Here is a 26176-nt window from a genome sequence, read left to right on the forward strand (position 1 = left end):
TATGAGGGGTGTGTTGTTTGAGGGCAATTTTATCTGTCCGAGTAAGGTTGTGTGTATAGCAAGGAACTATGTTGAACACATAAAGGAGTTAAACAACGAGCAGCCGGGTAATATAACGCTGTTTATAAAGCCCAATAGCTCTGTATCGACCGAGCTGTTTTTGCCTAAGTTTGGAAGGTGCCATTATGAGGGTGAGATAAGCCTGCTTGTTAAGGATGGTGATTTTGTTGGTGTGGGTTTTGGTATAGATCTGACGATAAGGGATATGCAGAGTGTTTTAAAGGAGAAGGAGCTGCCGTGGGAGAAGGCCAAGGCATTCGATAATGCGGCTGTTTTTAGCGATTTTGTGGCTATAGATAGGGCCGATATAGATGGGCTGGGTATAGAGTTGTACATAAATGGAGACCTAAAGCAGAAGGGCGATGTCTCTTTGATGATAAACAAGCCGTATGAGATACTAAATGAGGCAAAAAAATACTTTAGCTTCTGTGATTACGATATATTGATGACAGGCACACCCAAGGGTGTTGGCGAATTTAAAGAAGGTGATAGGTTTTTAGGCAGAATACTTCTAAATGGTAAGGTGGTAATTGAAAAAGAGTGGGTCGTAAAATGAAGCGGGTAGGCTATTTTAATTTTAAGCTGTTCCTAATTTTTGTTGTGCTTGTCTTTTCGGCCTCGTTCTATTTCAGGTATCATCAATTCAGCGTGTGGAAGACCATGCCCGATGTCTATTTTGTTAGGAATTACCCTGCCATGACCACACTTGATGCCTATTACTGGTTGAGGTATGCAAAGGAATACAAAAACGGCACTTACTATAACTCCGATAATGACACCTTAATGGCGTATCCTGAATTTACAACAAAACCCAGACCGGTTCCCATGATAAGCTTTTTGATAGCCTGGCTTTCAAAGATAACCGGTATGTCTATATACTTAAGTGGCTTGATGCTTGTTCCGATACTGGCAAGCCTTTTTATTATACCGTTTGCGCTTTTGTTTTATGAGGCTGAAATGCCCATAGCGGGCCTTGTTGGCGGCTTTGTGGGGGCTTTCTCGTGGATGTATGCCATAAGAACGGCCATGGGCAGGGTGGATACAGACCTCCTTCAGTTGTTTTTTATGTTTCTTGGCTCTTATCTTGTCATAAGGACCGGGTATGCGAAGGATGGAAGGAATAGGTATGTGTATGCATCGCTGCTTGGCTTGAATTTCCTCCTGTTTGGATGGTGGTATGGACATGTGGGCATTGACCTTGTCTATTTTGCCATACTGTTGTTTGTGCTTTTGGTTAGAAGGGTAAAGATAAAAGAGATAGCCGTTGCTTCTGCTCTGTTTATCCTGTTTGCCAACCCTGTATGGTTCTTTTCAGGCTTTGACAGTATCATAGGGTTCTTTAGCAATTATGGAAAGATAACCACCACATCGGGTGGCAGCTTTCCCAATATAATGAAAACAATCACAGAGACTGAGCATGTGCCTGCAGCAAGGGTGTTGGGGTATATACTCTCTGTGCCGATTATAGACACTATAGGGCTTATACTGTCGCTGTTTGGTCTTGTTTTTGCAAGGCTCTATGGCGTTGCCGTTTTGCCTGCGTTTCTGTTGGGGCTTTTGGCCTTTAGGTCGTCCAACAGAACCGTTATGTTTCTGGCGCCGTTTGTTGGCATCGGTGTCGGTTTTCTGTTTGATTTTATTCTGGGCAGGCTGAAAAACGACAGGTTTAGCAGTATTTTAAGGAATGCTGTTGCCTGTTTGGTTGTGGTTGTTTTGATTATAGCCCTTGGCAGGTTTAGTGCATATAGGTTTGTGCCCAAACCCTCCATAGCAGCACCCATTGTCGATAGCTTCATAGATCTAAAGGGCAGGTTGGGTAAGGCTGTGATTTTCTCCTGGTGGGATTACGGATACGCCATTGAGGATATAAGCGGTTTTGCGACATACCACGACGGAGGCGTCCACGGTGGGGCAAGGACATACCTGGTGGCCAAAGCGCTCATCAGCGACAATCAAACGCTTATGCATAACATAATATCGTTTATGGATCATTACGGCGTTAAACCCATAATGGACAATATAACCAAGGACAACATCTCTGCGGGTAAGGCTGTCAGGATGGCGTTTGGGTTTGAAAAACCCTTGAAGGACAACAACAACTATGTTTTGTTCAGCGAGGATATGATAGGCAAATACTATGCAATAAGCTATCTGGGAAGCTGGGATTTTGATAAGGAGAAGTCTTTTCCTGATGGCTATTCTGTGTTTGTGTGTTTTGATTTTAAGGGTGGCATCTTTAGGTGCAACAAGGGCTTTATAGATACAAAAAAGGGGTTTGTTTCAAATAAACTGCCCATAAAGAGGCTTGTTTATGTTGTAAACGGCAATGTTCAGAGTATAAAGGAGATACACGATAAGGGCGTGAATGTGGAGATTTGTCTGACAAAACAGGACAACGGTCGTCTCACCTTTAGGTTTGCTCTTATCTGCGACGATAGGGTGTTTATGAGCAACTTTAACCGCATGTACATATTGGGTGATTACGATAAGGGGCTATTTGAGGAGGTTTACAATAGATTTCCGACGGTTAGGGTTTTTAGGGTTAAATAGGGCTTGTAAAAGTTCTGGCTTTTGTATATAAATTCACAACCACGCACATTCCCTGTAAAAAGGATCCCCTGCAAAGGGGTGAGGGGATGGTGGTAAAATCCTTTAGGAGGTTTGAGGTATGTCTTATGTTACGATGAAGGAGCTTTTAGAGGCCGGCGTCCATTTTGGTCATCAGACCAAGCGCTGGAATCCGAAGATGAAGCCGTTTATCTTCGCCGCAAGGAAGGATATCCACATCATCGACCTTCAAAAGACCATTGTCTATTTCGACAGGGCCTATGAGTTTTTGGAGGATTTGGCTGCTCAAGGCAAGACGGTTCTGTTTGTCTGCACCAAGAAGCAGGGCAAGGAGGAGATCAAAGAGGCGGCCCAATCCTGCGGTATGCCGTATGTTAACGAGAAGTGGCTCGGTGGTCTGCTTACCAACTTTGCCACGATTCAAAAGAGCATAGAGAAGCTGCAGAGATTGGAGGAGATGGAGGAAAGCGGAGAGATAGAGGCATACACCAAAAAGGAGCAGAAGATCTTAAGAAAAAGGAAGGAGAAGCTTCAGAAATACTTAGAGGGTATAAGGCAGATGGCCAACCTGCCCGATGCATTGCTCATCATCGATGTTAAGAGGGAGGAGTTGGCCGTTAAGGAGGCCAACAAGTTAGGTATACCCATTGTTGCTTTGGTGGATACAAACTGCGATCCAGACCCGATTGACTATGTGATTCCCGGAAACGATGATGCTATAAGGTCTATAAAGCTTGTTGCAAGCAGGCTTGCTGAGGCCATCAAGAACGGACAGGCGAGGTATGAGAAGGAGCTTGAACTGAAACAGGAAGAGGAGGCCTTTGAGGAAGGCAGGGAAGAGAAATTACAGGCAGAAGAGGAGGAAGAGGAGTAATGGCTAACATAACAGCTGCGATGGTTAAGGAGTTAAGGGAGAGAACGGGTGCGGGCATGATGGCCTGCAAGAAGGCGCTTCAGGAGACAGACGGCGATATAGAGAAGGCTATAGATAAGCTCAGAGAGATGGGTCTGGCCCAGGCGGCAAAGAAGGCAGGAAGAGAGGCCAATGAGGGTAAGGTTGCAAGCTATATACACGCAGGCGGAAAGATAGGCGTTCTGGTTGAGGTTAACTGCGAGACCGATTTTGTTGCCAATACGGACGATTTCAACAGGTTGTGCAAGGATATAGCCATGCATATAGCCGCTGCTGCCCCTGAGTATGTAAAAAGGGAGGATGTGCCTGAGGATGTTATCAACAAAGAGAAGGAGATCATGAAGGAGCAGCTGAGGCAGGAGGGCAAACCTGAGAATATTTTGGATAAGATCGTTGAGGGTAAGATAGAGAAGTTCTATGAGCAGGTGTGTCTGCTTGAGCAGCCCTTCATCAAGGATGACAGCATGAAGATTAAAGACCTTGTGCAGAATGCTATAGCCAAGATGGGTGAGAATATAGTCGTAAGAAGGTTTGCACGCTTTAAGATAGGTGAGTAAGCAATGGAAAAGCCTGTTTTTAAAAGAATACTGTTGAAGCTAAGCGGGGAGGCCCTTATGGGCTCCCTTTCCTATGGAATCTGCGAGGACACCATAAAGGAGATAGCCAGGCAGATAAAGGAAGTAAAGGAGTTGGGTGTTGATGTGTGCACCGTTATAGGCGGTGGCAATATTTTCAGAGGCGTTAAAGGTGCAGCCATGGGCATGGATAGGGCCAGCGCCGATTATATGGGCATGCTGGCGACCGTTATCAACGGATTGGCGCTTCAGGATGCTTTGGAGAAAATGGGTGTTCAGACCCGTGTTGTAAGTGCCATAGAGATGAGGGAGATTGCAGAGCCTTACATAAGAAGGAGGGCCTTAAGACACCTTGAAAAGGGAAGGGTTATAATATTTGTGGCTGGCACGGGTAACCCCTATTTTACAACGGATACGGCTGCATCTTTAAGGGCTATGGAAATGGGTGCGGATGTCATATTGAAGGCAACCAAGGTGGACGGTGTTTACGATAAAGACCCCATGGTTTATGCCGATGCAAAAAGGATCAAGACCATCACATACATAGAGGTGCTGGATAGAAACCTAAGGGTTATGGATTCAACGGCTATTTCTATGTGCATGGAAAACCAGATGCCCATCATAGTGTTTAGCATCAAACAATACGGTGCCTTAAAGAGGATAGTGTTGGGTGAGAACTTGGGCACCCTGGTCAAATAGGGAGGTGATGTATGGAGGAGAGTTTAGATAAGGTTATAGGTCAGATGAAGGATGAGATGAAAAAGACCATTAGCTCGTATAAAAAGTATCTGACGACGGTTAAGACCGGAAGGGCGCATGTTGCCGTATTTGAGAATATAAAGGTGGAAAGCTATGGGCAGCAGATGCAACTGAAGCAGCTTGCGACTATATCAACGCCGGATGCCACAACCGTCGTTATACAGCCGTGGGATACATCGATTATAAAGGAGATCGAGAAGGCTATTTTGAAGGCCAATTTGGGATTCACGCCGCAGAATGATGGCAAAACGGTAAAGATAAGCATACCACCTATGACCGAAGAGGACAGGAAGAAGGTGGTAAAGCTTCTGAAGCAGGAGAGTGAGAATTACAAGGTTGCCCTAAGGAACGCAAGGAAGAAGGCGTTAAAGACCATAAAGGATATGGAGAAAGATAAGATTATATCGGAGGATGAATCCAAGAGGGCCGAAAAAGAGGTTAAGAAGATACTTGATGAGAACTCCAAGAAGCTCGATGAGTTGATGGGCAGCAAAGAGAAAGAGATACTCAATCTGTGATGGGGGAGAACTTTCCTTACCATGTTGCCATCATTATGGATGGCAACGGCAGGTGGGCAAAACAGCAGGGCAAGAATAGAACATACGGCCACTATATCGGTTCGAATGTGGTGGATAGGATAGTTGAGGCGGCCATAGATGAGGGTGTTAGGTATCTGACGCTGTATACATTTTCCACAGAGAACTGGAAACGACCAAAAAGCGAGATACGGTTTTTGATGGTTCTGCTTAAAAAGCAGCTTGTAAAAAAAAGGGATCTGTTTTTAAAGAAGAATGTAAGGTTTGGTGTTATAGGCGAGATAGACTCCTTTGATGAGCAGATAAGGGAGAATATAGAAGGATTGATAGAAGCAACGCAAAACAACACCGGTTTAAGGGTTAACCTTGCACTGAATTACGGCGGACGATACGAGATAGTAAGGGCTGCAAGACAAATAGCAGAAGAAGTCAAAAGGGGCGATATAGACCCGAATCAGATAGATGAGGGTCTGTTTGCCAGATACCTTTATGCGCACGACATACCCGATGTTGACCTGCTTATCAGGACCGGTGGGGAAAAGAGGGTAAGCAACTTTTTGTTGTGGCAGATCTCCTATGCCGAGTTTGTATTTGTCGATAAGTATTGGCCTGAGTTTACAAGGGATGACTTAAGGGCTGCTATTGAGGAATTCAAAAGGCGCAAAAGAAGATTTGGCGGGCTGTGATAAAGCGGATTGTTTCTGCTTCTATACTCATACCGTTAGTTGTCTATCTGGTATTAAAGGCCGATCTTTTTTATGTTAGATTGAGTCTGTTTGCCGTTGAGGTTTTGGCGTTTTTTGAATGGCTCTCTCTTGATGGTAAATCCTTTGGCCTGAAAAAGGGCGCCTATCTTTTGCTATCTGCCATCTTGAGCCTTGTTTTTTTGTTCTATAGCGGGTTTTTTGTATATGCCCTGTTTTCTGTTTTTGTTATCAGCATGGTTATAAGCTTTGGCTCTCTGAAGGAGGGCGAGGTATTTAACGATTATTTTTACTTCTCGGGCATCCTCTATGTGATGCTGTATTCGTTTGGTGAGAAACTCATGGGATTTGATAACGGCAGATGGCTTCTGCTTTTGCTGTTTGTCTCCATCTGGGCGGGCGATAGCGTTGCATACTTTTGTGGCAGAAGCCTTGGCAGGAATAAGCTTGCACCCACTATAAGCCCTAAAAAGACCGTGGAGGGTGCCCTCTGCGGTGTGGTAGGTGGTATTTTGGCTGGTCTTCTGTTTGGTTTTGCCTTCAGTGTTGACTTGTATGATGCCCTGCTTATATCCGTTGTATCGAATATAACGGGCATTCTTGGCGATTTGGCCGAATCGGTTGTAAAGCGATTTTTCTCAAGGAAGGATTCATCAAACCTGATACCGGGCCACGGTGGTATATTGGATAGGCTTGATAGCTTTGCCTTTGCCGCATTCTTTTCTTATCTGGTGATTCAATGCAAAACCTTGTTGTTTTAGGCTCAACGGGCTCCATAGGCCAGAATACGCTTGATATAATCAGAAACAGTTCAGGGTTTAGGGTTATAGGGCTTAGCTGTAACAGGAATGTTGAGCTTCTAAAAAGGCAGATTGATGAGTTTAGGCCCCTGTATGTTTGTGTCGGTGAGGGTGTTGATCTGGATGGGCTTAAGCTGCTCTATCCGGATATTCGCTTCTTAAGGGGTAAGGAGGGGCTTGTCGAACTTGCGGGTCTAAATGAGGCCGATGTGGTGGTTAATGCGCTTGTGGGTGTATCGGGCCTTCTTCCAAGCTATTCTGCGTTGAAGGCCAGAAAGAAGCTTGCTTTAGCCAATAAGGAGAGCCTGGTTGTTGCAGGGAGGGTATTGAGTAGGTTGGCCTTTGAGAATGGGATGGAGATTGTGCCGATAGATTCAGAGCATTCGGCCATCTATCAATGCTTGGAGGGCAGGGATAAAAAGAGCGTGTCTAAGATTATACTTACAGCAAGCGGCGGCCCGTTCTGGGATAGGGAGGGCTTTGATGGAATCAAGCCTGAGGATGCACTCTCCCATCCTAATTGGGATATGGGCAAGAAGATCACTATCGATTCGGCCACTATGATGAACAAGGGGTTTGAGATAATAGAGGCCAGATGGTTGTTCGATGTGTCGGCCGATAGGATAGATGTTGTTGTGCACAGGCAGAGCATAATCCATTCTGCCGTTGAGTTTATTGACGGCTCCATTATAGCCCAGATAGCAGACCACGATATGAGAATACCCATTGCCTATGCATTGACCAAGCCCAAAAGGCTTAACCTGCCGTTTAGGATGGATTTGGGCAGTGTAGGATCGTTGACATTTGAGAAGCCGGATTTTGAGAGGTTTAAAACGCTTAATTTTGCCTATGAGGCGTTGAAGGATGAGGATAAGAATTTGGGGATGGTGCTCAATGCAGCCGATGAGGTTGCCGTGGATGAGTTTTTGAGGGGCAACATCGCCTTTAAGGATATATTTGAGATTTTGGAGGTTTCGTTGTATAAATTTAGGGATAGATTGCCTGAGGATATATTTGAGATCGATAGGGAGTCGGAGAGGTTGAAGCAAGAGGTTTTAAGGTTGATTAGAAGTGATTTTGGAGGAAGTAAATGAGCTGGCTATGGGGCGTTGTTGGCCTTGTTTTGATGGTCATAATACACGAATTTGGCCACTTTATCGTGGCAAGGCTTTTGGGTGTAGGCGTTGAGAGGTTTTCTGTGGGCTTTGGGCCTATTCTGTTTAGGTTTAAGCCCAAACAGACTGAATATGCCTTCTCCTTGATTTTGCTTGGTGGTTATGTGAAGCTGAAGGGTGAGAGCTTAAGGGATGATGATGCCAATCAGCCCGATTCGTTTGTGGCTCAGCCCTTGTGGAAGAGGGTGTTGATAGTATTTGCCGGTCCGTTTTTTAATATAATTTCGGCTGTGGTTTTTATAGCCCTGGCATACAATATAGGCATAACAACGCTTGCGCCGTCTGTGGGAAAGGTGATGAAGGACTCACCGGCCCAGATAGCAGGCCTCAAAAAAGGTGATGTTATTGTCGCCATAAACGATAAGCCCGTTAAGACATGGAAACAGATGGCAAGGCTCATAAGGATGCATCCTGCTGAAACCATTAAGTTGACTGTAAAAAGGGACGGTAAGCTGATCAGTATTGAGGCAACGCCTAAGGCAGAAAGGGTTAAGGATACCTTTGGTAAGGAGGTTTTGCAGGGGAGGCTGGGTATTGCGCCTTTGGGCGATACGGTTAAGCTAAGATACGGCCCGATTGAGAGTATTCAGAAAGGGGTTGAGGAGACCATATACATGACAAAACTCATAATCGTCGGGCTGGTTAAGTTGATAGAGAGGGTTATACCGACCTCTGAGATTGGTGGCCCCATTATGATAGTGGATTTTGCTGGAAAGGCTGCGTCTGCAGGCCTTGGGGCGTTTCTGTGGTTTATTGCAATAATAAGCATAAACTTAGGCATCTTGAATCTTTTGCCCATACCTGTATTGGATGGTGGGCATTTGATGTTCTATGCCATCGAGGCCATAAGGGGTAAACCGGTCAGCGAGAAGGCGCAGGAGAACTTCCAGAAGATAGGTATAGCGCTGCTGCTGGCCTTGATGTTGTTCGCCTTTGCCAACGATTTTAAAAGATACGGCGTTGTGAAGTTTGTTAAGCACCAGATAGAGCAGAAGAAATGAGCTTGATAAAGAGAAAAAAGACCAAACAGATAGATGTGGGCGGTGTTAAGATAGGCGGTGGTGCGCCTGTTGTTGTTCAATCCATGACCAATACAGACACCCGTGATATAGAGGCCACGCTAAAACAGATAGAAAGGCTCTATATGAGGGGGTGTGAGGTTGTCAGGTGCGCCGTTGTCGATGAGGATGCGGCTGTGGCCTTAAAACAGATAAAACAGAAGAGTCCGATCCCTGTAATTGCCGACATACATTTCAACTATAGATTGGCGCTTATGGCTGTTGAAAGCGGTGTGGATGGTTTGAGGATAAATCCGGGCAATATAGGCTCCTTTGATAAGGTTAAGGAGATCTTGAGGGCTGCTGGAGAATACGGCATCCCCATAAGGGTCGGTGTAAACAGCGGTTCACTGGAGAAGGACCTTTTGGATAAATACAACGGACCTACGGATGATGCTTTGGTTGAAAGCGCCCATAGGTGGGTTAGAAGGATAGAGGATGCAGGCTTTGTCAATATGAAGGTTTCCATAAAATCATCAGATCCCCTATCGACGATTATCTGCAATGAAAAGATATCACAGCTTATAGACTATCCCCTGCATTTGGGCGTGACGGAGGCTGGAAGCTCAAGGGAGGGGATTGTTAAGTCAACCTCGGCTTTAGCTGTTTTACTCAGGCAGGGGATCGGTGATACAATAAGGATATCATTGACTGAACCGCCCGAGAATGAGATAGATGTTTGCTATGAGTTGTTGAATGCACTGCATTTAAGAAAGAAGCGCTCGATAGATTTTGTATCATGTCCCACATGCGGGAGGATCGAGATAGACCTGCTCTCCTTGGTGGATGAGTTAAAAAGGAGGCTATCTGATATAGACAAGCCCATAAAGGTTGCCGTTATGGGGTGTGTGGTTAATGCCCTTGGTGAGGCAAAGGAGGCGGACATAGCCATAGCCGGAGGAAGGCATTTTGGCCTGATTATAAAAGAGGGAAAGATTGTGAAAAAGGTTAAAGAGGATAGGCTTGTTGATGAGTTTGAGGCGTTTGTGAGGGAGTATGCGAAGGATAAATAGGTTTGTTTTGGTTGTCCTTGTCGTTTTTGGTTTCTATCAGTCGGCCTGTGCAGGTTTGAGTCAGAGGGTTGTCTATCACTACACGGCAGGGTATCTGGCGTTTTTTAAAGGCGATTTTAAGAATGCATCAAAACATATGTGGGCTGTATTTCCCCTTGTTAAGTCGAGGGATTTCTTCAACGAGCTTTCCGATGTGCTGATATACCGTGGCGATTATTACAAGGCCGCCAGGGTGTTAAGGAAGGCCATATCCATTTACAAAAACGACAAGGAGTTTTATTACAAGCTCTTCGATGTTTACACCATCTTAAGGGATAAGAAGAAGGCTGAGGAGTTGATGGCGGTCATACAGAAACGGTTTGAGAATCAGCCCAGAACATTAAAGGGTATGGCTTTTATGTATATAAAGAACGGCGAGTATGAAAAGGCCTATCCAAAGCTTAAGGAGTATTTGAAGCTAAAGCCCAACGATCCTGCGGCTTTGTATTATTTGGGTGAGGTTTGTTTGAAACTTAAGAAGATGGAGTGTGCAAGGGATGCCCTAAAGAAGGCCTATGGCCTTGCGCCCAATAATTTGAGGATAGCCTTTTCGCTGGCGAGTATTTATGAGAAGGAACATAACTATAAAGGGGCTGTTGGGATTTACGATAAGCTTCCCAAAACCCACTTCATCTGGTATTTCATGGGAAACGATTATTACCTGATGGGGGATTATAAAAAGTCGTTTGAGGGTTTTGAGAAGGCCTTTGGATTGTCAAAGAGGGTGGACTATTTAGAGAAGTTGATGTTTGTCGGCATCAGAGCCGGCATGTTTGACAGGGTTAGGGGTTATTGCGATGATTTTTCCGATCTGGTTCATGAGTCGGATAGATTGAAGCTGTTTTGCGGGATAGCCTATAGGGATAACTGCACCAGGGCCTTTGGGTATCTTGATAAGATAAATCCGAAGGTGGCGTTTTTTGATGAGGTTGTTTATGTTAAGATAGACTGTCTTGTTAAGCAAAAGGATTGGGATAAACTAAAGACGCTCATCGACTCATACGATAAGCTGGATTATTACCTGTATGCCTCATCTGCCCTGGTTCGACATAAGATGTGCAAAGAGGCTTTGGGGCTTTTGTCTGTTGCACTGGATAGGTTTAAAGATCAATCAAAAAGGGCGAAGCTTTACTTCTATCGGGGTGATATATATTACGATTGCCTAAAGAAGAGGGATAAGGCCATAGAGGATCTGAAGAGCTCTTTGAGACTAAACCCCAAGGATGCGAGGGTTTTGAACTATTTGGGGTATCTCTATATCGATGAGGATATTGATGCGGCCAGGGGGGTTAAACTGGTTGAGAAGGCCTTAGAGATAGATAAAGACAACCCGTATTACCTGGATAGCCTCGGATGGGGGTATTACAAGCTTGGTGAATACAAAAAAGCAGAGGAATTTCTAAAAAGGGCCATTGAGTTGTTTGGTCATGATAGGGAATCCTTGCTGATAAGCCTTAAGCATCTGGCCCGGGTTTACATAAAGCAGAAAGAGAAAGATAAAGCCGTTGAGACGCTCAAGAAAGCCAGGGATATATCGCCTAACGATAAGGAGGTAAACAAGCTATTGGAAGAATTAAGATAGCCGTTTTGGCCTCTGTTTTCTTTCTTTTAGGCGGTGAATGTCTGGGCGGTTTGGTGGCCTTGAAGGATAAAAGCGGCAAGGTGGTGTATACAAACATCACACGAGGCGTGTTCTTCAGAGCGGCGTTCAAAAGCGGCTATTCAAAGTCAAAGGTTTTGCAATTAATAGAGGATGCGGCTAAGCGTTACGGGGTTGACTCGGCCCTGGTTAAGGCCATAGCGAAGATTGAGTCTGATTACAACCCTATGGCCACATCAAGCAAGAGCGCAAAGGGTGTTATGCAGTTGATGGATAAGACAGCTAAGTTTTACGGTGTTGAGGATCCATACGATGTTGAACAGAACATCAAAGGAGGGGTTCTATTCCTTAAGCATTTGATAGAGAAATACCATGATGTCAGGCTTGTGGCAGCGGCCTATAACGCCGGTGAGACCGCGGTTGATAGGTATAAGGGCATACCGCCCTATGCAGAAACAAGGCGTTATGTGGAGAAGTTTTTAAGGGTCTATAAGGGTGGGTATAGGTTGGCTGTAAAACACAGATATACCCATAGAAGCTTTAGAAGGATCGTTTACAAGAACGGCGTTTTTACGAATCTAAAGGCTGGCTTATGGTAAGGCATCTGCCCAATATTCTGTCGATATTCAGGGTGTTTGATTTGATAATAGTGGTGCTTTTTCTTGAAAGGGGCTATCGCATCTGGGCGTTTGTGTTCTTTGTTATAGGTGTTTTAAGCGATGTCTTGGATGGGCATATTGCAAGGAAAAGCAAGGCCATTACGAAGATAGGAAAGATACTGGATCCCTTGGCCGATAAGGTGTTGGTTGTTGGCATATTGATTGCCTTGATAAGAATCATGGACATTCCGTACTGGATGGTGATAGTAATTGTTTTCAGGGAGTTTGCCGTTACCGGTTTAAGGGTTGTTGCTGCAAGCGAGAGCGTGGTTATATCGGCCAATGTGTGGGGCAAGCTTAAAACAACAAGCCAGTTTGTTGCACTGGGTTTGCTTATTCTGGGTTATAGAGAGATAGGCGTGTATATGCTGTTTTTGGCCGTTGTAATGACGCTTATATCCGGATATGTATATTACAGGGAGTATTTTAAGGATAGGGATGTCTTCGCTTAAGAAGTTTTTGTCTATGATAAAGTTTGAGCATACCATATTCGCCCTGCCCTTTGCCTATATAGGCATGGTTATGGGTTTTAAGAGTGGCTTTTCTTTTAAGGTGTTTCTGCTTGTTAGCATAGCCATGGCCTCTGCAAGGAGTGCGGCTATGGCTCTAAACCGCATTATAGACAGAAAATACGATGCTTTGAATGAGAGGACCAAAAATAGGGAGATTCCAGCCGGTAAGATAAAGCTATCGCAGGCCTATATCTTTACGGCCATATCCATTGTTATCTTTGAGGTTTCCACCTATTTCATAAACGATCTGGCCTTTAGGCTATCGCCTATTGCGCTGTTTTTTGTGATAACATACTCATACACGAAGCGCTTTAGCTTGTTGTGTCATCTCTATTTGGGTGCAACGGACGCCATAGCGCCCTTGGGTGGTTATGTTGCAGCAGCAGGGGAGCTAACAGAGCCTATCTGGTTCTTGGCTATATTCGTTATGTTCTGGATTGCCGGTTTCGATGTGCTGTATGCCCTGCAGGATGAGCGTTTCGATAGAGAGCACGGCCTTCATTCCATACCCGTGAGGTTCGGCACAAAAGGGGCCTTGTTTGCAGCGAAGCTCTTTCACGGCATAGGTTTTGTTTTTTTGATCCTTAGCATAGCTGAGTTTGGGTTGTCGTGGATTGCCTATGCAGGCGCAATTGTTGTGCTTGGTTTGCTTGTGGTTGAGCATCTGCTGGTTGACCCGAATGACCCAAAAAAGATAAACATTGCTTTTTTTAATATCAACAGCTATATTAGCTTAGTGTTGCTATTTGCTTTTGTTTTGGGGAGATATTGCTGTGGATAACAAAAGAAGGGACAGGCGCATAAAAAACAGGGTTGTCATATACTATAAAAAACTGAAAGAGGATGAGGTCGAATCTGTTAAGGAGGAGATTTACAACAGGATAGAGCCTGAGGATTCCTTCAGCTTCTTTGCCTCCCTATACAATATGGATTCCAGATTTGGCGACCTGAACAAGGCCTTTGTCTTGATTATGAAGGAGATGGACGCAAAGCTCAATTACATAATAGAGCTTCTAAGGGGTGATAATCCAGCTGATACATTTAAGGGCTTTGAGAGATCCGAAACATGCGATCTATCATCCTATGGCTTGTCGTTTAAATGCGGGGATTGTCTTGAGGGCGATGTGATATATGGAAGGGTGTTTCTGCCTATAGCCTCCCACTATGCCATAAAGCTTTTAGGCAGGATAGTTAGGGTTGGGGGTGATGGCTGTGTGGGTATGGATATTGAACACATTACAGCGGCCGATAGGGAGTTGATTATACACTATATGGTTTATTTTGAAAGAAAACTGGCAAAGAGCAAACTCAATGAACAGTGAATTCTGGATTTTGCAGGCCATATTTGACTTAGGCCTTGTGGGCTATATTCTTTTGAGTCGGTATTATGAGAAGAAGGAGAGGGAGGGGCTTTTAAGGCTGATTGAGAGCCTGAAGAATTTGGTGGAGAAGCAGAAGGAGTTGATAAATATAGCCAACTTGAGGATAACGGACCATCAGGATAGGCTCAATAGTATACTTGATGACATCAGGAAGAAGAATACGCTTTTGACCGAACTGCTCAGCACCATCAAGAACAAGACATACCAGGATGATGTCAAGCTTAGGGTTATAAGCCTAAAGCAAGAGGGTAAGAGTGTGGATGAGATAGCAAAACAGCTGAACATGAGCAAGGGTGAGGTGGAATTGATTATAAAACTCTATGAGGGGGTTGAATAGATGAAAAAGATTGAGGCGATCATTAAACCGTTTAAGCTGGATGCGGTTAAAGAGGGTTTAATGGAGCTTGGTATAAAGGGTTTGACCGTTAGTGAGGTTAAGGGATACGGCAGGCAAAAGGGGCATACCGAGATTTACCGTGGCGCTGAGTATGTGGTCGATTTCTTGCCCAAGGTGAAGATAGAGGTTGTGGTTGAGGATGAGATGGTTGACAGCGTTGTGGAGAAGATCATAGAAACGGCCAAAACGGGCAAGATCGGTGATGGAAAGATATTCATAATACCTATAGAGGACGCCATAAGGATAAGGACATCAGAAAGAGGCAAAGACGCCATTTAACCCTTGATGAGTGCGATTGATAAGCTTATCAGTCAAAGCCTTGATGAGAAGAAGGAGCTATTTGAGCAGCTTAAGCAACTCAACTCTATAAGAAGGAAAGTCAGATATATCGTCAAATCCCATACCGATTGGATCGATGGTAAGCTTGGTAGGGTTTTTGATGCTGTTTTTCCTAAGGATGAAATCTGCGTGGTGGCAGTTGGCGGCTATGGCAGGAGACAGCTAAACCCCCATTCCGATATAGATATAATGGTTGTACCTTCTAATATGACCGATGTGGATGAGGGCGTTAGGGGGGTGTATGATTTCCTTTATGGGGTCGATTATGACTGCAGCGTTGCTGTTAGGAGCATAGATGAGTGTGTTGAGTTTTCAAAAGACGATGATACGATAAAGACATCGCTTGCCGATAGCAGGTTCTTGTGGGGTAATCGTTCGATATATGAGAGATACCAGGATGTTTTAAAGAACAGGATCTTAAAAGACGATGTCGACGGCTTCATACAGGCTAAGATGGACTATCTTAACAGGATGCATTCACGATACGGTAATACTGTTTATGTGCTTGAGCCCAATGTAAAGGAAGGAGTTGGCTCTTTAAGGGATTACCATGTGCTTATCTGGATAGCCAAGGTGTTGTTTGGCATAAAAAACGCCATAGAGATGCAAAAGAAGGGGCTTTTGGATGCAGACAGCTATGCAAAGTTGAGGGAGTCTTTGTATTTCTTATGGCAGTTGAGGAATGCCCTGCATTTTGATGCAGGCAAGAAGAACGATGTGTTATTCTTGGATTTAAGGCGGAAGATGGCCTTGAGTATGGGTTTTTCTGATAGCCAGAGGTTTTTGGCCGAAGATAGATTGATGAGGCGTTATTACTACAACGCACAGAACCTAAACAGGGTTGTTGACTATAGCCTTGAGGGTTTCTTTAAGAAGGTTTCGCACACCTATGTATTTTTAGACGATAGGATCAGGATAAACGATAGGATAGATGTTAACCGATGCGATAGCGTTTTGGGTGTATTTGAGGCGTTTTACTATTCTGCCCTCTATTCAAAACCCTTAACAGCGAAGAGCTTAAGGCTTGCAAAGGGCTTTGTATCGGATGCAGCAAGGCAGAGGGATTCGTATTCTGTGGCCTTCATCTTTAGGCAGTTGCTCTCTCTTGAAACCGACATCTCCTATACTATTAGACAGATGCACGAGATAGCCCTGCTTGATAGGTATATACCGGAATTTGGTAATGTTTGCTGCCTGACGGAGAATAGCCTCTATCACAAATACACGGTTGATGAGCACTCTATACAGACATTGGTTAATTTAGAAAGGCTGTATCATTACGATGTGCCAAAGACCTTTGTTATGAGATTGGCCTATATATGGAAGAATCTAAAGCCCCACGATAGGTTTGTTTTGAGGCTTGCTGCGCTTTTGCACGATATAGGCAAGATAGAGAAGAAGCACCACGAGATAGTGGGGGAAAAGCTTGCAGGCGAGATAGCAAAGAGGCTCCATTTGGGGGATGATTTGAAGAAGAAGCTTGAGTTTTTGGTTAGAAACCACCTTCTAATTAACCGCATCATCTCCACCCTGGATGTGGACGACCCAAAAACCGTTGAGGATTTCTTAAGGGTGGTGGATAGCAAGGAAAAGCTTAACCTCCTTATGCTTCTGACCTATGCAGATATGAAGGCTGTCAACGACAATGTCTGGACAGGCTGGAAGGAGAGCCTAATCGAGACATTGTATCTGAAGGCCACATATACATTTGAAAACAGGGATTACGATGAGTATCTAAAGATCAATGCTAAGGCCTCCCGTGAGAAGATAAAGGCCATATTGGGCAGGTGTTATCATGAACTTATCGATACATTCCCAGATAATATCTTCAATGACATAGACGATGCAACGATGGTTAAATACATAAAGGACATCAAGGATACAAGCAGGAATGTGTTTGCCTATGTGGATGAGAAGACCGAGACGGTTAAGGTAGTTGTTTATTATAAAAACATCTTTGGTTTCTTCAATAAAATCAGCGGTGTTCTGGCCTGTCAGGATATAAGCATAATAACCGCCAAGTCTTACAATCTCAGCGACAACATGATAGTTGATGTTTTGAGTGTTAAGGCCAATGACGGCGGTGTGGATGCCGATGCTATTCAGTCCATGCTAAGGAGTGTGCTTGATGGGGAATTTGATCTGGATAGGTGCATGGAGTCGAAGAAGAACAGATTTCTAAGCAGGCTTGAGAGGGCCAAATTGGAGTTAACGCTTCAGCAGGTGGATGTTAAGGTTGATAATAGTGTTAGCGATTTATATACTGTAATACGGGTATACGCCCCGGATAGGGTGGGTCTGGTTTATTACATAACCAAGGTGTTCGCCGAATTTAGGCTACAGGTGGGTATGTTTATTTTGGATACAAAGGGTAATATGGCCGTCGATACATTCTATGTGATTGGTGAGGATTTTAAGAAGATCTATTCGCCAAAGATATTAGAGCTTATAAAGAGTAAGCTATATGAGGTGTTGGCTTGAGAAGGGAGCCCATAAAGGTAGGAGATATAAATAAAGTTGTCCCTATAGGTCAGAAGATCGTTGTCTATCTTGAGGAAGGCAACTTTGAGGGCACATACTCAAGCTATATATACGACATAGACGACAGCGGTATATACATAGCCATGCCCACAAACGAAAAGGGCATTAAGGCCGTTGCCAGGATAAACGACAAGATAGAGATAAGCTTTGTCGATAGAAGGGGCTATAGGATCGGCTTTACATCCCGCCTGATCGATATAATAAAAGAGGGTAATAGGGTTATATACAAGATCGACAAGCCCCAGATGCTGGTTAAGATCGAATTGAGGGAGAATTTCAGGGTTCCTGTCCTTTTGGAGGCTAAATTTTACCTGTTTAAGAAGGGTAAGATAGTCCAGGCCGAGGGCACCATCCTGGATATAAGCGCAGGCGGTGTAAAGCTCTCCACCGAGGTGGAGTTGGAGGTCAGGGATAGGGTGCTTTTGGAATTCAGCCTGGGTGAGTATAAATTGGAAGAGGTCGAGGCTGAGGTTGTAAGGAAGGCTATAACCGGTGAGAAGGGCATAAACCATTACGGTTTAAGGTTTACCGATTTAAGCAAGGATCAGGAGGATAAGATCATAAAGTTCTGCATATCCAAGCAGGTTGAGATGGCAAGAAAGATGAAGGGGCTTGAATAAGTGGATTTAGATAGACTGAGAAGCGCCAGGGTTGCTGTTGTTGGGGATTTGATCTGCGATAAGTATGTGATGGGAAGGGTTGAGAGGATCTCACCCGAGGCGCCTGTCCCCATCGTTAGGGTTGAAAGGGAGAGCTATTTTTTGGGGGGTGCCTCCAATGTGGCGTTGAATTTAAAGAGCCTGGGTTGTGATGTGTATCTGTTTGGTGTTGTGGGCAACGATTCATGCGGCAAAAGGCTTGTGAATATGATTAAAGAGAGCGGCCTGGATGTTGGTGGTATTATGGTCTTACCCGATAGGCCCACCACCTTAAAGACCCGTGTTATAGCACAATCCCAGCAGATAGTCAGGTTTGATAGGGAAAAGATCCTTCAGATTGACAAGAAGTATGCGCTCCAAATAGCCTCAAAGGTTAAGGAGTCGGGTGTAAACGCCGTTATTGTTTCGGATTACGGCAAGGGCGTGGTTAGCAAACACTTGATTGATGCACTTAAGGGTCTGGGCGTATTTATTGCCGTCGATCCAAAGATAAAGAATGCAGATGCCTATAAAGGGGTTGATGTAATAACCCCCAACCTAAAGGAGGCCTGCGAGATCAGCGGTGTTGAGATAGATGCTTTTGTTAACGGCATAGAGCTTGCCGCCAAGAAAATAATAAAAAAGACACGGTGCAGGTATCTGCTCATAACCCAGGGTGAAAACGGCATGAGCCTATTTGATAGGGATGGCCTGATTATACACCAGCCCTCTCAGGCAAGGGATGTTTACGATGTTACGGGTGCGGGTGATACGGTTATAGCCGTGCTGACGGCGGCTGTCTCGAGTGGTTTTGATATAAGGGATGCGGTTAGGCTATCCAATGCAGCAGCGGGTATAGTTGTGGGTAAGATGGGCACAGCAACGGTTAGCCTTGAGGAGTTAAAAGAGAACCTATGAGTGTTGCTGTTCTGATCCCTGCAAGGTTCAATTCAAGCAGGTTTGAGGGTAAGGTTATAGCCCCTATTTTAGGTAAACCCATGATACAGTGGGTTTATGAGGGGGTAAGCGGTTCAAAGAAGGCCGATTTTTTGGCTGTTTTGACCGACGATGAGAGGGTTTACGATGTTGTTCGCTCCTTTGGCGGTAATGTCTATTTTGTTGAGGGTGATTTCAAAAGCGGAACCGATAGGGTTGCTGCATTCTGCAAGGATAGGGATTTTGATTATATAGTGAATATGCAGGCGGATGAGCCGCTGATTGACCCTTTGACGATAGATACCTTAATCAATGTGGTTTTGTCTTCTAAGGATGCCATAGCCACGCTTGCAGGCCGCTGCAGGATGGATGAGGTTGACGATGAGAATGTGGTTAAGGTTGTTGTGGATAACGACGGCTATGCGCTATATTTTTCCCGTTCGAGGATTCCGTTTAACAGAAGGGAATTTGATGGCTATCTTAAGCATATAGGCATATACGCCTATCCTAAGCAGCTTCTTATGAAGATGGCTTCACTTAAGGAGTCAACACTGGAGGCTGCTGAGGGGTTAGAGCAGCTCAGGGCTCTCCAGAACGGCATAAAGATAAGGGTGGGTTTTACGGATAAATTCCTCATAGGTGTCGATACAAAAGAGGATTTATTAAGGGTGGAGGAGTATCTTAGGGATAATGAACGGCGCTAATGTTGTTTTAGGGGTTTCGGCCAGCATAGCCATATACAAATCATTGGAGGTCTTGAGTATTCTCAAAAAGAGGGGGTTCAACATAAGGGTTGCAATGACAAAAGAGGCAAGCAGGCTCATATCGCCTGTGGTCTATAAGGCGTTGACCGGAAGCGATGTGTATGTGGATGTGATGGAGGAGCTGGATTTTGAATCCACCAATATCACCCATGTTGCTTTATCTAAATGGGCCGACATCTTTGCCGTTGTGCCTGCCACGGCCAATATTGTAGCTAAATTGGCCAACGGGATTGCCGATGATCCGGTTAGCCTTGTCGGGCTTGCAACCAATGCGTCAAAGGTTATAGCCCCTGCCATGAATTCATCGATGTATCTAAATCCCATAACACAGAGAAACCTCGACATTCTAAGGGAGAACGGCTTTCTGGTTGTTGAGCCCATAGAGGGCGATCTGGCATGCAACACAAAGGGTGTGGGACATATAGCCTTCTGTGAGGATATAGCCGATGTTATTGAATCAACAATGTATTTTAAGCATTTTGAGGATAAAACCATCATAGTAACAGCGGGCCCGACGCGGGAGCCAATAGACCCTGTTAGGTATATAACCAACAAATCCAGCGGCAAGATGGGGTTTGCTTTAGCAAAGGTGGCAAGGTATATGGGGGCTGAGGTTGTTCTTATAAGCGGCAATACCCATCTTAGGACACCGTATGGCGTTAAAAGGATAGATGTGGAGACGGCCGAGGATATGCTAAATGCCTTAAGGCATGAAATCTCTCGATCGAAGAATGAGATTATACTCATAATGGCTGCTGCTATTGCGGATTTTAAGCCTTCTGAATTTACAAATAGAAAGATAAAAAAGGACGGCAGCGGTGAAATGGTGTTGAGGCTTAAGGAGAACCCCGATCTGACGGTTGAGGTTAAGAGGTTTGCCGATAGCCTGAATAAACACATAAGGGTGGTGGGTTTTGCGGCAGAGACCGATGATTTAATAAATAATGCCAAAAAGAAGATAGAGAAGAAGGGGCTTGAGTTTATCGTGGCCAACGATGTCTCAAGAAGCGATATAGCCTTTGGCAGTGAGGAGAACGAGGTCGCCATTATCTATCCCGATGGGGCGATAGAGCACCTTCAAAAATCACCGAAACAGCAGATAGCCTATGAGATCTTAAGGAGGCTGATTTGATAGAGGTTAAAACCCAAAAGGACATAGAGGGATTCAGGGATATTGTAAGAAAGAGGGTTCTAAATCTTGAGGCGTATGAGGATGTTGTCAAGGGTATTGTGAGCGATGTTAAAAAGAGGGGCGATGAGGCCCTCTTTGAATACACCAGGCGTTTTGATGGGTTTGATCCTGAGGTTGAAGGCATAGGTGTTTCGCCTGCTGAGATAGATAAGCTTTCCGATACCATACCAAAGGAGCACAAAAGGGTAATAGAGTGTGCAGCAGATAGAATATATAGATTCCATGAGGCCTTTAAACCGAAATCTGCCTTCATAGAGGAAGATGGTGCTATATTGGGTGTAAGGATTACGCCGATAAAGAGGGCCGGGCTTTATGTTCCGGGGGGTAAGGCTGCATACCCTTCAACGGCGCTTATGACCATTATCCCCGCTGTGGTTGCCGGCGTTGACGATATACAGATAGCAACGCCGTCTATTGGCGGCGATGTAAACCCTTATGTTGCCTTTATTGCCAAGATGTTCGGTATTAGAAGGGTGTATAAGATTGGCGGTGCACAGGCCATTGCCGCATTTGCATACTCTACCCAGACCGTTGATGGGGTTGATGTTATAGCAGGCCCGGGGAATATATATGTTGCCACGGCAAAGAAGATCGTGTTTGGTGATGTGGGCATAGACAGTATTGCCGGGCCGTCTGAGATTATGGTTGTGGCGGATGGCTCATCAAATACAGAATACATAGCAAGGGATCTTTTGAGTCAGGCAGAACACGATGAACTTGCCGCCTGCTTCTTTGTCGGGTTTGAGAAGGGTTTAACGGCTGAGGTTGAGAAGAGGTTTAAGGAGCTTGCAGACGACAATCCAAGAAGCAACATAACCACGGTTTCCAAAAGCAACGCCATATTTGCCTATTGCGAAAGCGATGATATTGCTGCCGAGCTGGTTGATGTGGTGGCGCCTGAACATTTAGAGCTCCACCTGAAGGATAATTACGGTTTTCTCAACAAGATAAGAAACGCCGGGGCTGTTTTTATAGGCGAGTATTCAACAGAACCCATCGGGGATTATGTGGCAGGCCCGAACCACACCTTGCCCACGGGTTCAACGGCGAGGTTTTTCTCACCCCTCTCCTGCGATACCTTCATGAAAAAGAGCAGCATAATCCATTTTCAAAAAAGGGGTTTTGATAGGGTTGCCTCCTGCGCCTCGGATTTTGCAAGGATTGAGGGTCTATATGCCCACAAAAACGCCATCGATGTGAGGATGGATGGAAATAGTTAAACCCACGCTCTTGGATGTGGATGGAATCTATAGCTTAGTTGAGTATTTTGCTAAAAGGGGTGATGTCCTAAAAAGGAGCAGGGAGGATATTGCCGAGCGTATCAGGGAGTTTACCTGTATCAAGGATGGTGGAGATGTTGTTGCGGCAAGCAGCCTGAGGCTTTACTATCCATTTTTGGCAGAGATCAGGAGCATAGTGGTTAAAGAGATCTATCAGAATAAGGGTTTGGGTGCTGCTTTGGTTGAGGCATCCCTTGATGAGGCGAGGCGATTGAATGTTAAGGATGTCTTTGCCCTGACTTTCAAAAAGGAGTTCTTTTTGAGATTGGGTTTTGTTGAGATAGACAAGAAAGAACTCCCCTCTAAGAAGATCTGGGAGGATTGCGTAAATTGCCCACTATTCCCCTCTTGTAAGGAGGAGGCGGTCATAATTTCCCTATAGTTAATATCTTACTCAATACTGCCTTTATTAACATACTTTGACAAAATTGACAAAAAACGACTAATTTTATATCATTTGTGTCCAAAGTTTTTTAAGGAGGCAAACAAGTGAAATGGATGAAGAATCTAAAAGACTATGTGCCACCTTCCTTCGTCGTAGAAAGGGATGATTATAGATGTATAAGGTGTAAGGCGTGCGTTGAGCAGTGTTCGTTTGATGCAACCTTCTATGACGAGGAGGAGGATAGGGTTTGGAATTGGAATGCCAACTGCGTTGGGTGTAATAGGTGTGTTGCCATCTGCCCCACAGAGGCTATAGTTGTTAGGCGTGCCGAGCCGTCCTATCGCTATAACCACAACTGGAGCGGGCATATAGATAGCCTGAAAAAAAGGGCTATGTTTGGTGGAACGCCCGTGGTTTCCATGGGTAATGATAAGCCGTATCCCATCTATTGGGATCATCTGCTTCTGAATGCATCACAGGTTACAAACCCCTCCATTGACCCGTTAAGGGAGCCTATGGAGCTAAAGACATTCCTTGGAAGGAAACCCCAGGCTTTGAGTGTTTCAGATGGCGGATTGAAGACCCGATTGGCGCCCCAACTTGAATTGGAGGTGCCTGTAATGTTTGCCGCCATGAGCTATGGGGCTTTGAGTTATAATGTTATAGAGGCTTTAGGGAGGGCAGCCAAAGAGGTTGGAACATATTACAACTCCGGAGAGGGTGGTCTGAATAAGGATCACTATAAGTTTAAGGGGAATATTATTGTTCAGGTGGCATCCGGCAGGTTTGGTGTTCATAAGGATTATTTGGATGTTGGAAGTGCCATCGAGATTAAGATAGGACAGGGTGCAAAGCCCGGTATCGGTGGGCATCTGCCGGGTGAGAAGGTCTCTGAGACCATATCCGAGACCAGAATGATGCCCAAGGGCTCTGATGCCATTTCTCCTGCGCCCCATCACGATGTTTACTCAATCGAGGACTTAAGACAGCTAATTTATGCTTTAAAAGAGGCCACAGAATACAAGAAGCCGGTTGCCGTTAAGATTGCAGCTGTCCACAATGTCGCTGCTATTGCAAGCGGTATAGCAAGGGCTGGTGCAGACATCATAGTATTGGATGGATTCAAGGGTGGAACAGGTGCAGCGCCACAGGTCATAAGGGATAATGTGGGTCTGCCTATCGAGCTTGCCCTGGCCGTTGTTGATGAGAGGTTGAGACAGGAAGGCATCAGACAGGATGTCTCTATTGTTATAGGCGGTGGCGTAAGAAATTCCATGGATGTGGTTAAGGCCATAGCGCTTGGGGCTGATGCTGTTTACATAGGAACGGCGGCCCTGGTGGCTATAGGGTGCACCATGTGTCAGCAGTGTCATACGGGAAGGTGTGCCTGGGGTATATCGACGCAGGATCCACACTTGGGCAAGAGGGTTAATCCAGACATAGCAAGTAAGAGGCTTATAAACCTCCTTGAGGTTTGGGCTTTGGAGATAAAGGAAACGATGGGTGCTATGGGTATAAACTCCATAGAGTCGTTGAGGGGCAATAGGCTTAATCTGCGCGGCGTGGGCTTGACAGAGAAAGAGCTTGAAATACTTGGCGTGCTGCCAGCAGGAGAGTAAGGAGAACTTAAATGAGAGTGGTAAGGATAAAAGAGGATAACTGTGTTTACTGCCATCTGTGTGAGGTTGCATGTATCGTTGAGCATTCACAATCCAAGGATATTATAAAGGCCTTCAAGAAAGAGGAAAAACCCATTGCAAGGTGTACGGTGGAGTTTAATTACCCCGTCTCGCTTTCTGTTATGTGCAGGCACTGCGAGGATGCCCCGTGTATAGAGGCCTGTCAGAACGGTTCTATGCACAGGGATGAGAGGGGGTATGTGGTTGTTAATCCGGATACTTGCGTCGGTTGCTGGATGTGTATAATGGCCTGTCCTTACGGCGTTATAAAGAGGGATAACCGAAGAGAGGTTTGGGGATTGTCCACAAAATGCGATGCCTGTCCAGAAAGGGAAATACCTGCCTGCGTTGAGGCTTGTCCAAACGAGGCTTTAACTTTTGAGGAACTGTAAAGGGGAAAATCATGAGGGTTGTTATAATCGGTAATTCGGTTGCATCTGTTAACGCCATTGAGGCGATAAGGGAGAAGGATAAGATATCCACCATCACTGTCATCTCTGATGAGAATTACAGGGCTTATTCCCATCCCCTTCTGCCCAACCTCGTTATAGGTGAGGTTAGCAGATCCGAGGAGCGTTTCTATTACAGAAGACAGGACTTCTATGAGAAGAACAAGGTTGAGACGATTCTGGGTAAAAGGGCGGTAAGGATATTGCCAAAGAACAAGCAGGTGGAGTTAGATAACGCTCAGAAGGTCGAATACGACAAGTTGCTCATAGCCTGCGGTGGAAATCCTGTAAAACCCCCGATGGAGGGGCTGGATCTTGAGGGTGTTCATACGCTAACCAACATAAAGGCCGCAGATAAACTGAGGAAGGATCTTAAAAACATAAAGAAGTGCGTTGTTATAGGCGGTGGCTTAATCGGTTCCAAGACGGCTGAGAAGCTGGCCAAGAAGGGTATATCTGTAACCCTTGTTGAGCTAATGAGAAGGGTTCTCTATCCCGTTTTGGACGATACGGCGGCAGATTACATCCACAAAGAGCTAAAGGCCTTAGGCGTTAGGCTTGTGTTAAATGACTCTGTTGAGGAGATATTCGGTGATAAAAGGGTTAAAGGTGTAAGGTTAAAAAGCGGCAAACAGATTGAGGCAGACGGCGTGGTGGTGGCCGTTGGTGTTGCGCCCAATGCATCTTTGGCAAAGGATGCCGGATTGGATGTTGATAGGGGTGTGGTGGTAAACGACTTTATGCAGACAAGCGATGAGAATATATTTGCAGCGGGTGATGTTGCCCAGGCCTATGATTTGGTAATGTCTCAGAAGAGGCCTATACCAATACTGCCTCTGGCTGCAAGACAGGGTAGGGTTGCAGGCCTCAATATGGTCGGCATGGATGTAAAATACAAGGGTGGTTTTGCAACCAACTCCATTACGATAGGTAAGGTTAGCTTTATCTCTATGGGCATTGTTGATTCCGATGAGCTTGAGGTGTTAAAGATTAAAAGAGACGGTGAGTATAGAAAATTCTTGATAGACGGGGATAACAGGCTAAAGGGCGCTATTCTTGTGGGCAATATTGAAAAAGCCGGTATGTTTAACTGGATGATTCAGAATAGATTTGATGTCTCCTGGATCAAGGATACCTTCCTAAACAGCGATTTCGGATGGAAGTATTTTGATAAGGCCTTCAGGGTGTTGAGGCTGGATAGAAAAATAAAATAACGGGTGGTT

The 26176-nt window shown here is 45.1% G+C and carries 28 protein-coding genes; all 28 read left to right on the forward strand.

The window, feature by feature from the left end; all coding sequences use genetic code 11:
- Window position 1 precedes the first annotated feature (1 nt).
- The 28 genes from D891_RS0101560 (at window position 2) to D891_RS0101690 (ending at window position 26167) form a co-directional block, all read left to right on the forward strand.
- Window positions 2-616, forward strand: a complete 615-nt coding sequence (locus tag D891_RS0101560; RefSeq protein WP_025209290.1) for a fumarylacetoacetate hydrolase family protein — start codon at window positions 2-4, stop codon at window positions 614-616.
- Window positions 613-2610 carry an STT3 domain-containing protein gene (locus tag D891_RS0101565; protein WP_025209291.1) on the forward strand — a complete coding sequence of 666 codons (1998 nt, stop codon included), beginning with the start codon at window positions 613-615 and terminating at the stop codon, window positions 2608-2610. Before D891_RS0101560 ends, D891_RS0101565 begins: the two co-directional genes overlap by 4 nt.
- A 118-nt stretch (window positions 2611-2728) precedes the next feature.
- On the forward strand, window positions 2729-3502 hold the full coding sequence (rpsB, locus tag D891_RS0101570; protein WP_029951896.1) for a 30S ribosomal protein S2: 774 nt from the start codon (window positions 2729-2731) through the stop codon (window positions 3500-3502).
- Window positions 3502-4098, forward strand: coding sequence for a translation elongation factor Ts (gene tsf, locus D891_RS0101575; RefSeq protein ID WP_029951897.1), 597 nt, complete (start codon window positions 3502-3504; stop codon window positions 4096-4098). Before rpsB ends, tsf begins: the two co-directional genes overlap by 1 nt.
- A gap of 3 nt (window positions 4099-4101) precedes the next feature.
- A complete protein-coding gene (gene pyrH, locus D891_RS0101580) occupies window positions 4102-4815 on the forward strand; it encodes a UMP kinase (RefSeq protein WP_025209294.1) in 714 nt (237 codons plus the stop codon).
- An 11-nt stretch (window positions 4816-4826) separates the two neighbouring features.
- Window positions 4827-5393, forward strand: a complete 567-nt coding sequence (gene frr, locus D891_RS0101585; protein WP_025209295.1) for a ribosome recycling factor — start codon at window positions 4827-4829, stop codon at window positions 5391-5393.
- The gene (locus D891_RS0101590) at window positions 5393-6097 is read left to right on the forward strand and encodes an isoprenyl transferase (RefSeq protein WP_025209296.1); all 705 of its coding nucleotides are present in this window, start codon (window positions 5393-5395) and stop codon (window positions 6095-6097) included. The genes frr and D891_RS0101590 overlap by 1 nt, the downstream gene beginning before the upstream one ends.
- Window positions 6094-6876, forward strand: a complete 783-nt coding sequence (locus D891_RS0101595; RefSeq protein WP_025209297.1) for a phosphatidate cytidylyltransferase — start codon at window positions 6094-6096, stop codon at window positions 6874-6876. The genes D891_RS0101590 and D891_RS0101595 overlap by 4 nt, the downstream gene beginning before the upstream one ends.
- Entirely contained in the window at window positions 6855-8009 is a 1155-nt protein-coding gene (gene dxr, locus D891_RS0101600) for a 1-deoxy-D-xylulose-5-phosphate reductoisomerase (RefSeq protein ID WP_025209298.1), read from the forward strand. The genes D891_RS0101595 and dxr overlap by 22 nt, the downstream gene beginning before the upstream one ends.
- Complete coding sequence (gene rseP / locus D891_RS0101605) at window positions 8006-9091, forward strand: RIP metalloprotease RseP (protein ID WP_025209299.1); 1086 nt, start codon at window positions 8006-8008, stop codon at window positions 9089-9091. The genes dxr and rseP overlap by 4 nt, the downstream gene beginning before the upstream one ends.
- Window positions 9088-10161, forward strand: a complete 1074-nt coding sequence (gene ispG / locus D891_RS0101610; protein ID WP_029951899.1) for a flavodoxin-dependent (E)-4-hydroxy-3-methylbut-2-enyl-diphosphate synthase — start codon at window positions 9088-9090, stop codon at window positions 10159-10161. Before rseP ends, ispG begins: the two co-directional genes overlap by 4 nt.
- Window positions 10145-11782 (forward strand): tetratricopeptide repeat protein, encoded by a 1638-nt coding sequence (locus D891_RS0101615; RefSeq protein ID WP_025209301.1) that lies wholly within the window; start codon window positions 10145-10147, stop codon window positions 11780-11782. The genes ispG and D891_RS0101615 overlap by 17 nt, the downstream gene beginning before the upstream one ends.
- Before the next feature lie 5 nt (window positions 11783-11787).
- Complete coding sequence (locus D891_RS0101620) at window positions 11788-12399, forward strand: lytic transglycosylase domain-containing protein (protein WP_025209302.1); 612 nt, start codon at window positions 11788-11790, stop codon at window positions 12397-12399.
- A complete protein-coding gene (gene pgsA, locus D891_RS0101625; RefSeq protein ID WP_025209303.1) occupies window positions 12393-12911 on the forward strand; it encodes a CDP-diacylglycerol--glycerol-3-phosphate 3-phosphatidyltransferase in 519 nt (172 codons plus the stop codon). Before D891_RS0101620 ends, pgsA begins: the two co-directional genes overlap by 7 nt.
- Before the next feature lie 13 nt (window positions 12912-12924).
- Entirely contained in the window at window positions 12925-13752 is an 828-nt protein-coding gene (locus D891_RS0101630; protein WP_232227876.1) for a 4-hydroxybenzoate octaprenyltransferase, read from the forward strand.
- A complete protein-coding gene (locus tag D891_RS0101635) occupies window positions 13745-14293 on the forward strand; it encodes a PilZ domain-containing protein (RefSeq protein WP_025209305.1) in 549 nt (182 codons plus the stop codon). The genes D891_RS0101630 and D891_RS0101635 overlap by 8 nt, the downstream gene beginning before the upstream one ends.
- Window positions 14283-14690 (forward strand): helix-turn-helix domain-containing protein, encoded by a 408-nt coding sequence (locus D891_RS0101640; RefSeq protein WP_025209306.1) that lies wholly within the window; start codon window positions 14283-14285, stop codon window positions 14688-14690. Before D891_RS0101635 ends, D891_RS0101640 begins: the two co-directional genes overlap by 11 nt.
- Window positions 14691-15029 (forward strand): P-II family nitrogen regulator, encoded by a 339-nt coding sequence (locus D891_RS0101645; RefSeq protein ID WP_025209307.1) that lies wholly within the window; start codon window positions 14691-14693, stop codon window positions 15027-15029.
- Window positions 15030-15035: 6 nt separating this feature from the next.
- Window positions 15036-17570 carry a bifunctional uridylyltransferase/uridylyl-removing protein GlnD gene (locus tag D891_RS0101650; protein WP_025209308.1) on the forward strand — a complete coding sequence of 845 codons (2535 nt, stop codon included), beginning with the start codon at window positions 15036-15038 and terminating at the stop codon, window positions 17568-17570.
- Window positions 17567-18250: a flagellar brake protein gene (locus D891_RS09085; protein WP_035556371.1), complete on the forward strand. Its 684-nt coding sequence runs from the start codon at window positions 17567-17569 to the stop codon at window positions 18248-18250. The genes D891_RS0101650 and D891_RS09085 overlap by 4 nt, the downstream gene beginning before the upstream one ends.
- Window positions 18251-19186 (forward strand): D-glycero-beta-D-manno-heptose-7-phosphate kinase, encoded by a 936-nt coding sequence (rfaE1, locus tag D891_RS09090; RefSeq protein ID WP_035556374.1) that lies wholly within the window; start codon window positions 18251-18253, stop codon window positions 19184-19186.
- A complete protein-coding gene (gene kdsB, locus D891_RS0101660; protein WP_025209309.1) occupies window positions 19183-19908 on the forward strand; it encodes a 3-deoxy-manno-octulosonate cytidylyltransferase in 726 nt (241 codons plus the stop codon). Before rfaE1 ends, kdsB begins: the two co-directional genes overlap by 4 nt.
- Window positions 19895-21100 carry a bifunctional phosphopantothenoylcysteine decarboxylase/phosphopantothenate--cysteine ligase CoaBC gene (coaBC, locus tag D891_RS0101665; protein WP_025209310.1) on the forward strand — a complete coding sequence of 402 codons (1206 nt, stop codon included), beginning with the start codon at window positions 19895-19897 and terminating at the stop codon, window positions 21098-21100. Before kdsB ends, coaBC begins: the two co-directional genes overlap by 14 nt.
- Window positions 21097-22380 carry a histidinol dehydrogenase gene (hisD, locus tag D891_RS0101670; protein ID WP_025209311.1) on the forward strand — a complete coding sequence of 428 codons (1284 nt, stop codon included), beginning with the start codon at window positions 21097-21099 and terminating at the stop codon, window positions 22378-22380. Before coaBC ends, hisD begins: the two co-directional genes overlap by 4 nt.
- Window positions 22367-22822, forward strand: coding sequence for an N-acetyltransferase (locus D891_RS0101675; RefSeq protein ID WP_025209312.1), 456 nt, complete (start codon window positions 22367-22369; stop codon window positions 22820-22822). The genes hisD and D891_RS0101675 overlap by 14 nt, the downstream gene beginning before the upstream one ends.
- Window positions 22823-22938: 116 nt before the next feature.
- Window positions 22939-24444, forward strand: coding sequence for a glutamate synthase-related protein (locus D891_RS0101680; protein WP_025209313.1), 1506 nt, complete (start codon window positions 22939-22941; stop codon window positions 24442-24444).
- Between the two features lie 11 nt (window positions 24445-24455).
- Window positions 24456-24896, forward strand: a complete 441-nt coding sequence (locus D891_RS0101685; RefSeq protein ID WP_025209314.1) for a 4Fe-4S dicluster domain-containing protein — start codon at window positions 24456-24458, stop codon at window positions 24894-24896.
- 11 nt (window positions 24897-24907) lie between these two features.
- Complete coding sequence (locus D891_RS0101690) at window positions 24908-26167, forward strand: NAD(P)/FAD-dependent oxidoreductase (protein ID WP_025209315.1); 1260 nt, start codon at window positions 24908-24910, stop codon at window positions 26165-26167.
- Window positions 26168-26176: the final 9 nt, after the last annotated feature.

The organism is Hippea sp. KM1 (genome assembly GCF_000526195.1).
GTDB lineage: Bacteria > Campylobacterota_A > Desulfurellia > Desulfurellales > Hippeaceae > Hippea.

Bases quoted from the DNA above. Each gene is read 5' to 3' on its own strand.
- D891_RS0101560 (WP_025209290.1), top strand. From the start codon at position 2: ATGAGGGGTGTGTTGTTTGAGGGCAATTTTATCTGTCCGAGTAAGGTT.
- D891_RS0101565 (WP_025209291.1), top strand. From the start codon at position 613: ATGAAGCGGGTAGGCTATTTTAATTTTAAGCTGTTCCTAATTTTTGTT.
- rpsB (WP_029951896.1), top strand. From the start codon at position 2,729: ATGTCTTATGTTACGATGAAGGAGCTTTTAGAGGCCGGCGTCCATTTT.
- tsf (WP_029951897.1), top strand. From the start codon at position 3,502: ATGGCTAACATAACAGCTGCGATGGTTAAGGAGTTAAGGGAGAGAACG.
- pyrH (WP_025209294.1), top strand. From the start codon at position 4,102: ATGGAAAAGCCTGTTTTTAAAAGAATACTGTTGAAGCTAAGCGGGGAG.
- frr (WP_025209295.1), top strand. From the start codon at position 4,827: ATGGAGGAGAGTTTAGATAAGGTTATAGGTCAGATGAAGGATGAGATG.
- D891_RS0101590 (WP_025209296.1), top strand. From the start codon at position 5,393: ATGGGGGAGAACTTTCCTTACCATGTTGCCATCATTATGGATGGCAAC.
- dxr (WP_025209298.1), top strand. From the start codon at position 6,855: ATGCAAAACCTTGTTGTTTTAGGCTCAACGGGCTCCATAGGCCAGAAT.
- rseP (WP_025209299.1), top strand. From the start codon at position 8,006: ATGAGCTGGCTATGGGGCGTTGTTGGCCTTGTTTTGATGGTCATAATA.
- ispG (WP_029951899.1), top strand. From the start codon at position 9,088: ATGAGCTTGATAAAGAGAAAAAAGACCAAACAGATAGATGTGGGCGGT.
- D891_RS0101615 (WP_025209301.1), top strand. From the start codon at position 10,145: ATGCGAAGGATAAATAGGTTTGTTTTGGTTGTCCTTGTCGTTTTTGGT.
- pgsA (WP_025209303.1), top strand. From the start codon at position 12,393: ATGGTAAGGCATCTGCCCAATATTCTGTCGATATTCAGGGTGTTTGAT.
- D891_RS0101630 (WP_232227876.1), top strand. From the start codon at position 12,925: ATGATAAAGTTTGAGCATACCATATTCGCCCTGCCCTTTGCCTATATA.
- D891_RS0101640 (WP_025209306.1), top strand. From the start codon at position 14,283: ATGAACAGTGAATTCTGGATTTTGCAGGCCATATTTGACTTAGGCCTT.
- D891_RS0101645 (WP_025209307.1), top strand. From the start codon at position 14,691: ATGAAAAAGATTGAGGCGATCATTAAACCGTTTAAGCTGGATGCGGTT.
- D891_RS0101650 (WP_025209308.1), top strand. From the start codon at position 15,036: ATGAGTGCGATTGATAAGCTTATCAGTCAAAGCCTTGATGAGAAGAAG.
- kdsB (WP_025209309.1), top strand. From the start codon at position 19,183: ATGAGTGTTGCTGTTCTGATCCCTGCAAGGTTCAATTCAAGCAGGTTT.
- coaBC (WP_025209310.1), top strand. From the start codon at position 19,895: ATGAACGGCGCTAATGTTGTTTTAGGGGTTTCGGCCAGCATAGCCATA.
- D891_RS0101675 (WP_025209312.1), top strand. From the start codon at position 22,367: ATGGAAATAGTTAAACCCACGCTCTTGGATGTGGATGGAATCTATAGC.
- D891_RS0101680 (WP_025209313.1), top strand. From the start codon at position 22,939: ATGAAGAATCTAAAAGACTATGTGCCACCTTCCTTCGTCGTAGAAAGG.
- D891_RS0101685 (WP_025209314.1), top strand. From the start codon at position 24,456: ATGAGAGTGGTAAGGATAAAAGAGGATAACTGTGTTTACTGCCATCTG.
- D891_RS0101690 (WP_025209315.1), top strand. From the start codon at position 24,908: ATGAGGGTTGTTATAATCGGTAATTCGGTTGCATCTGTTAACGCCATT.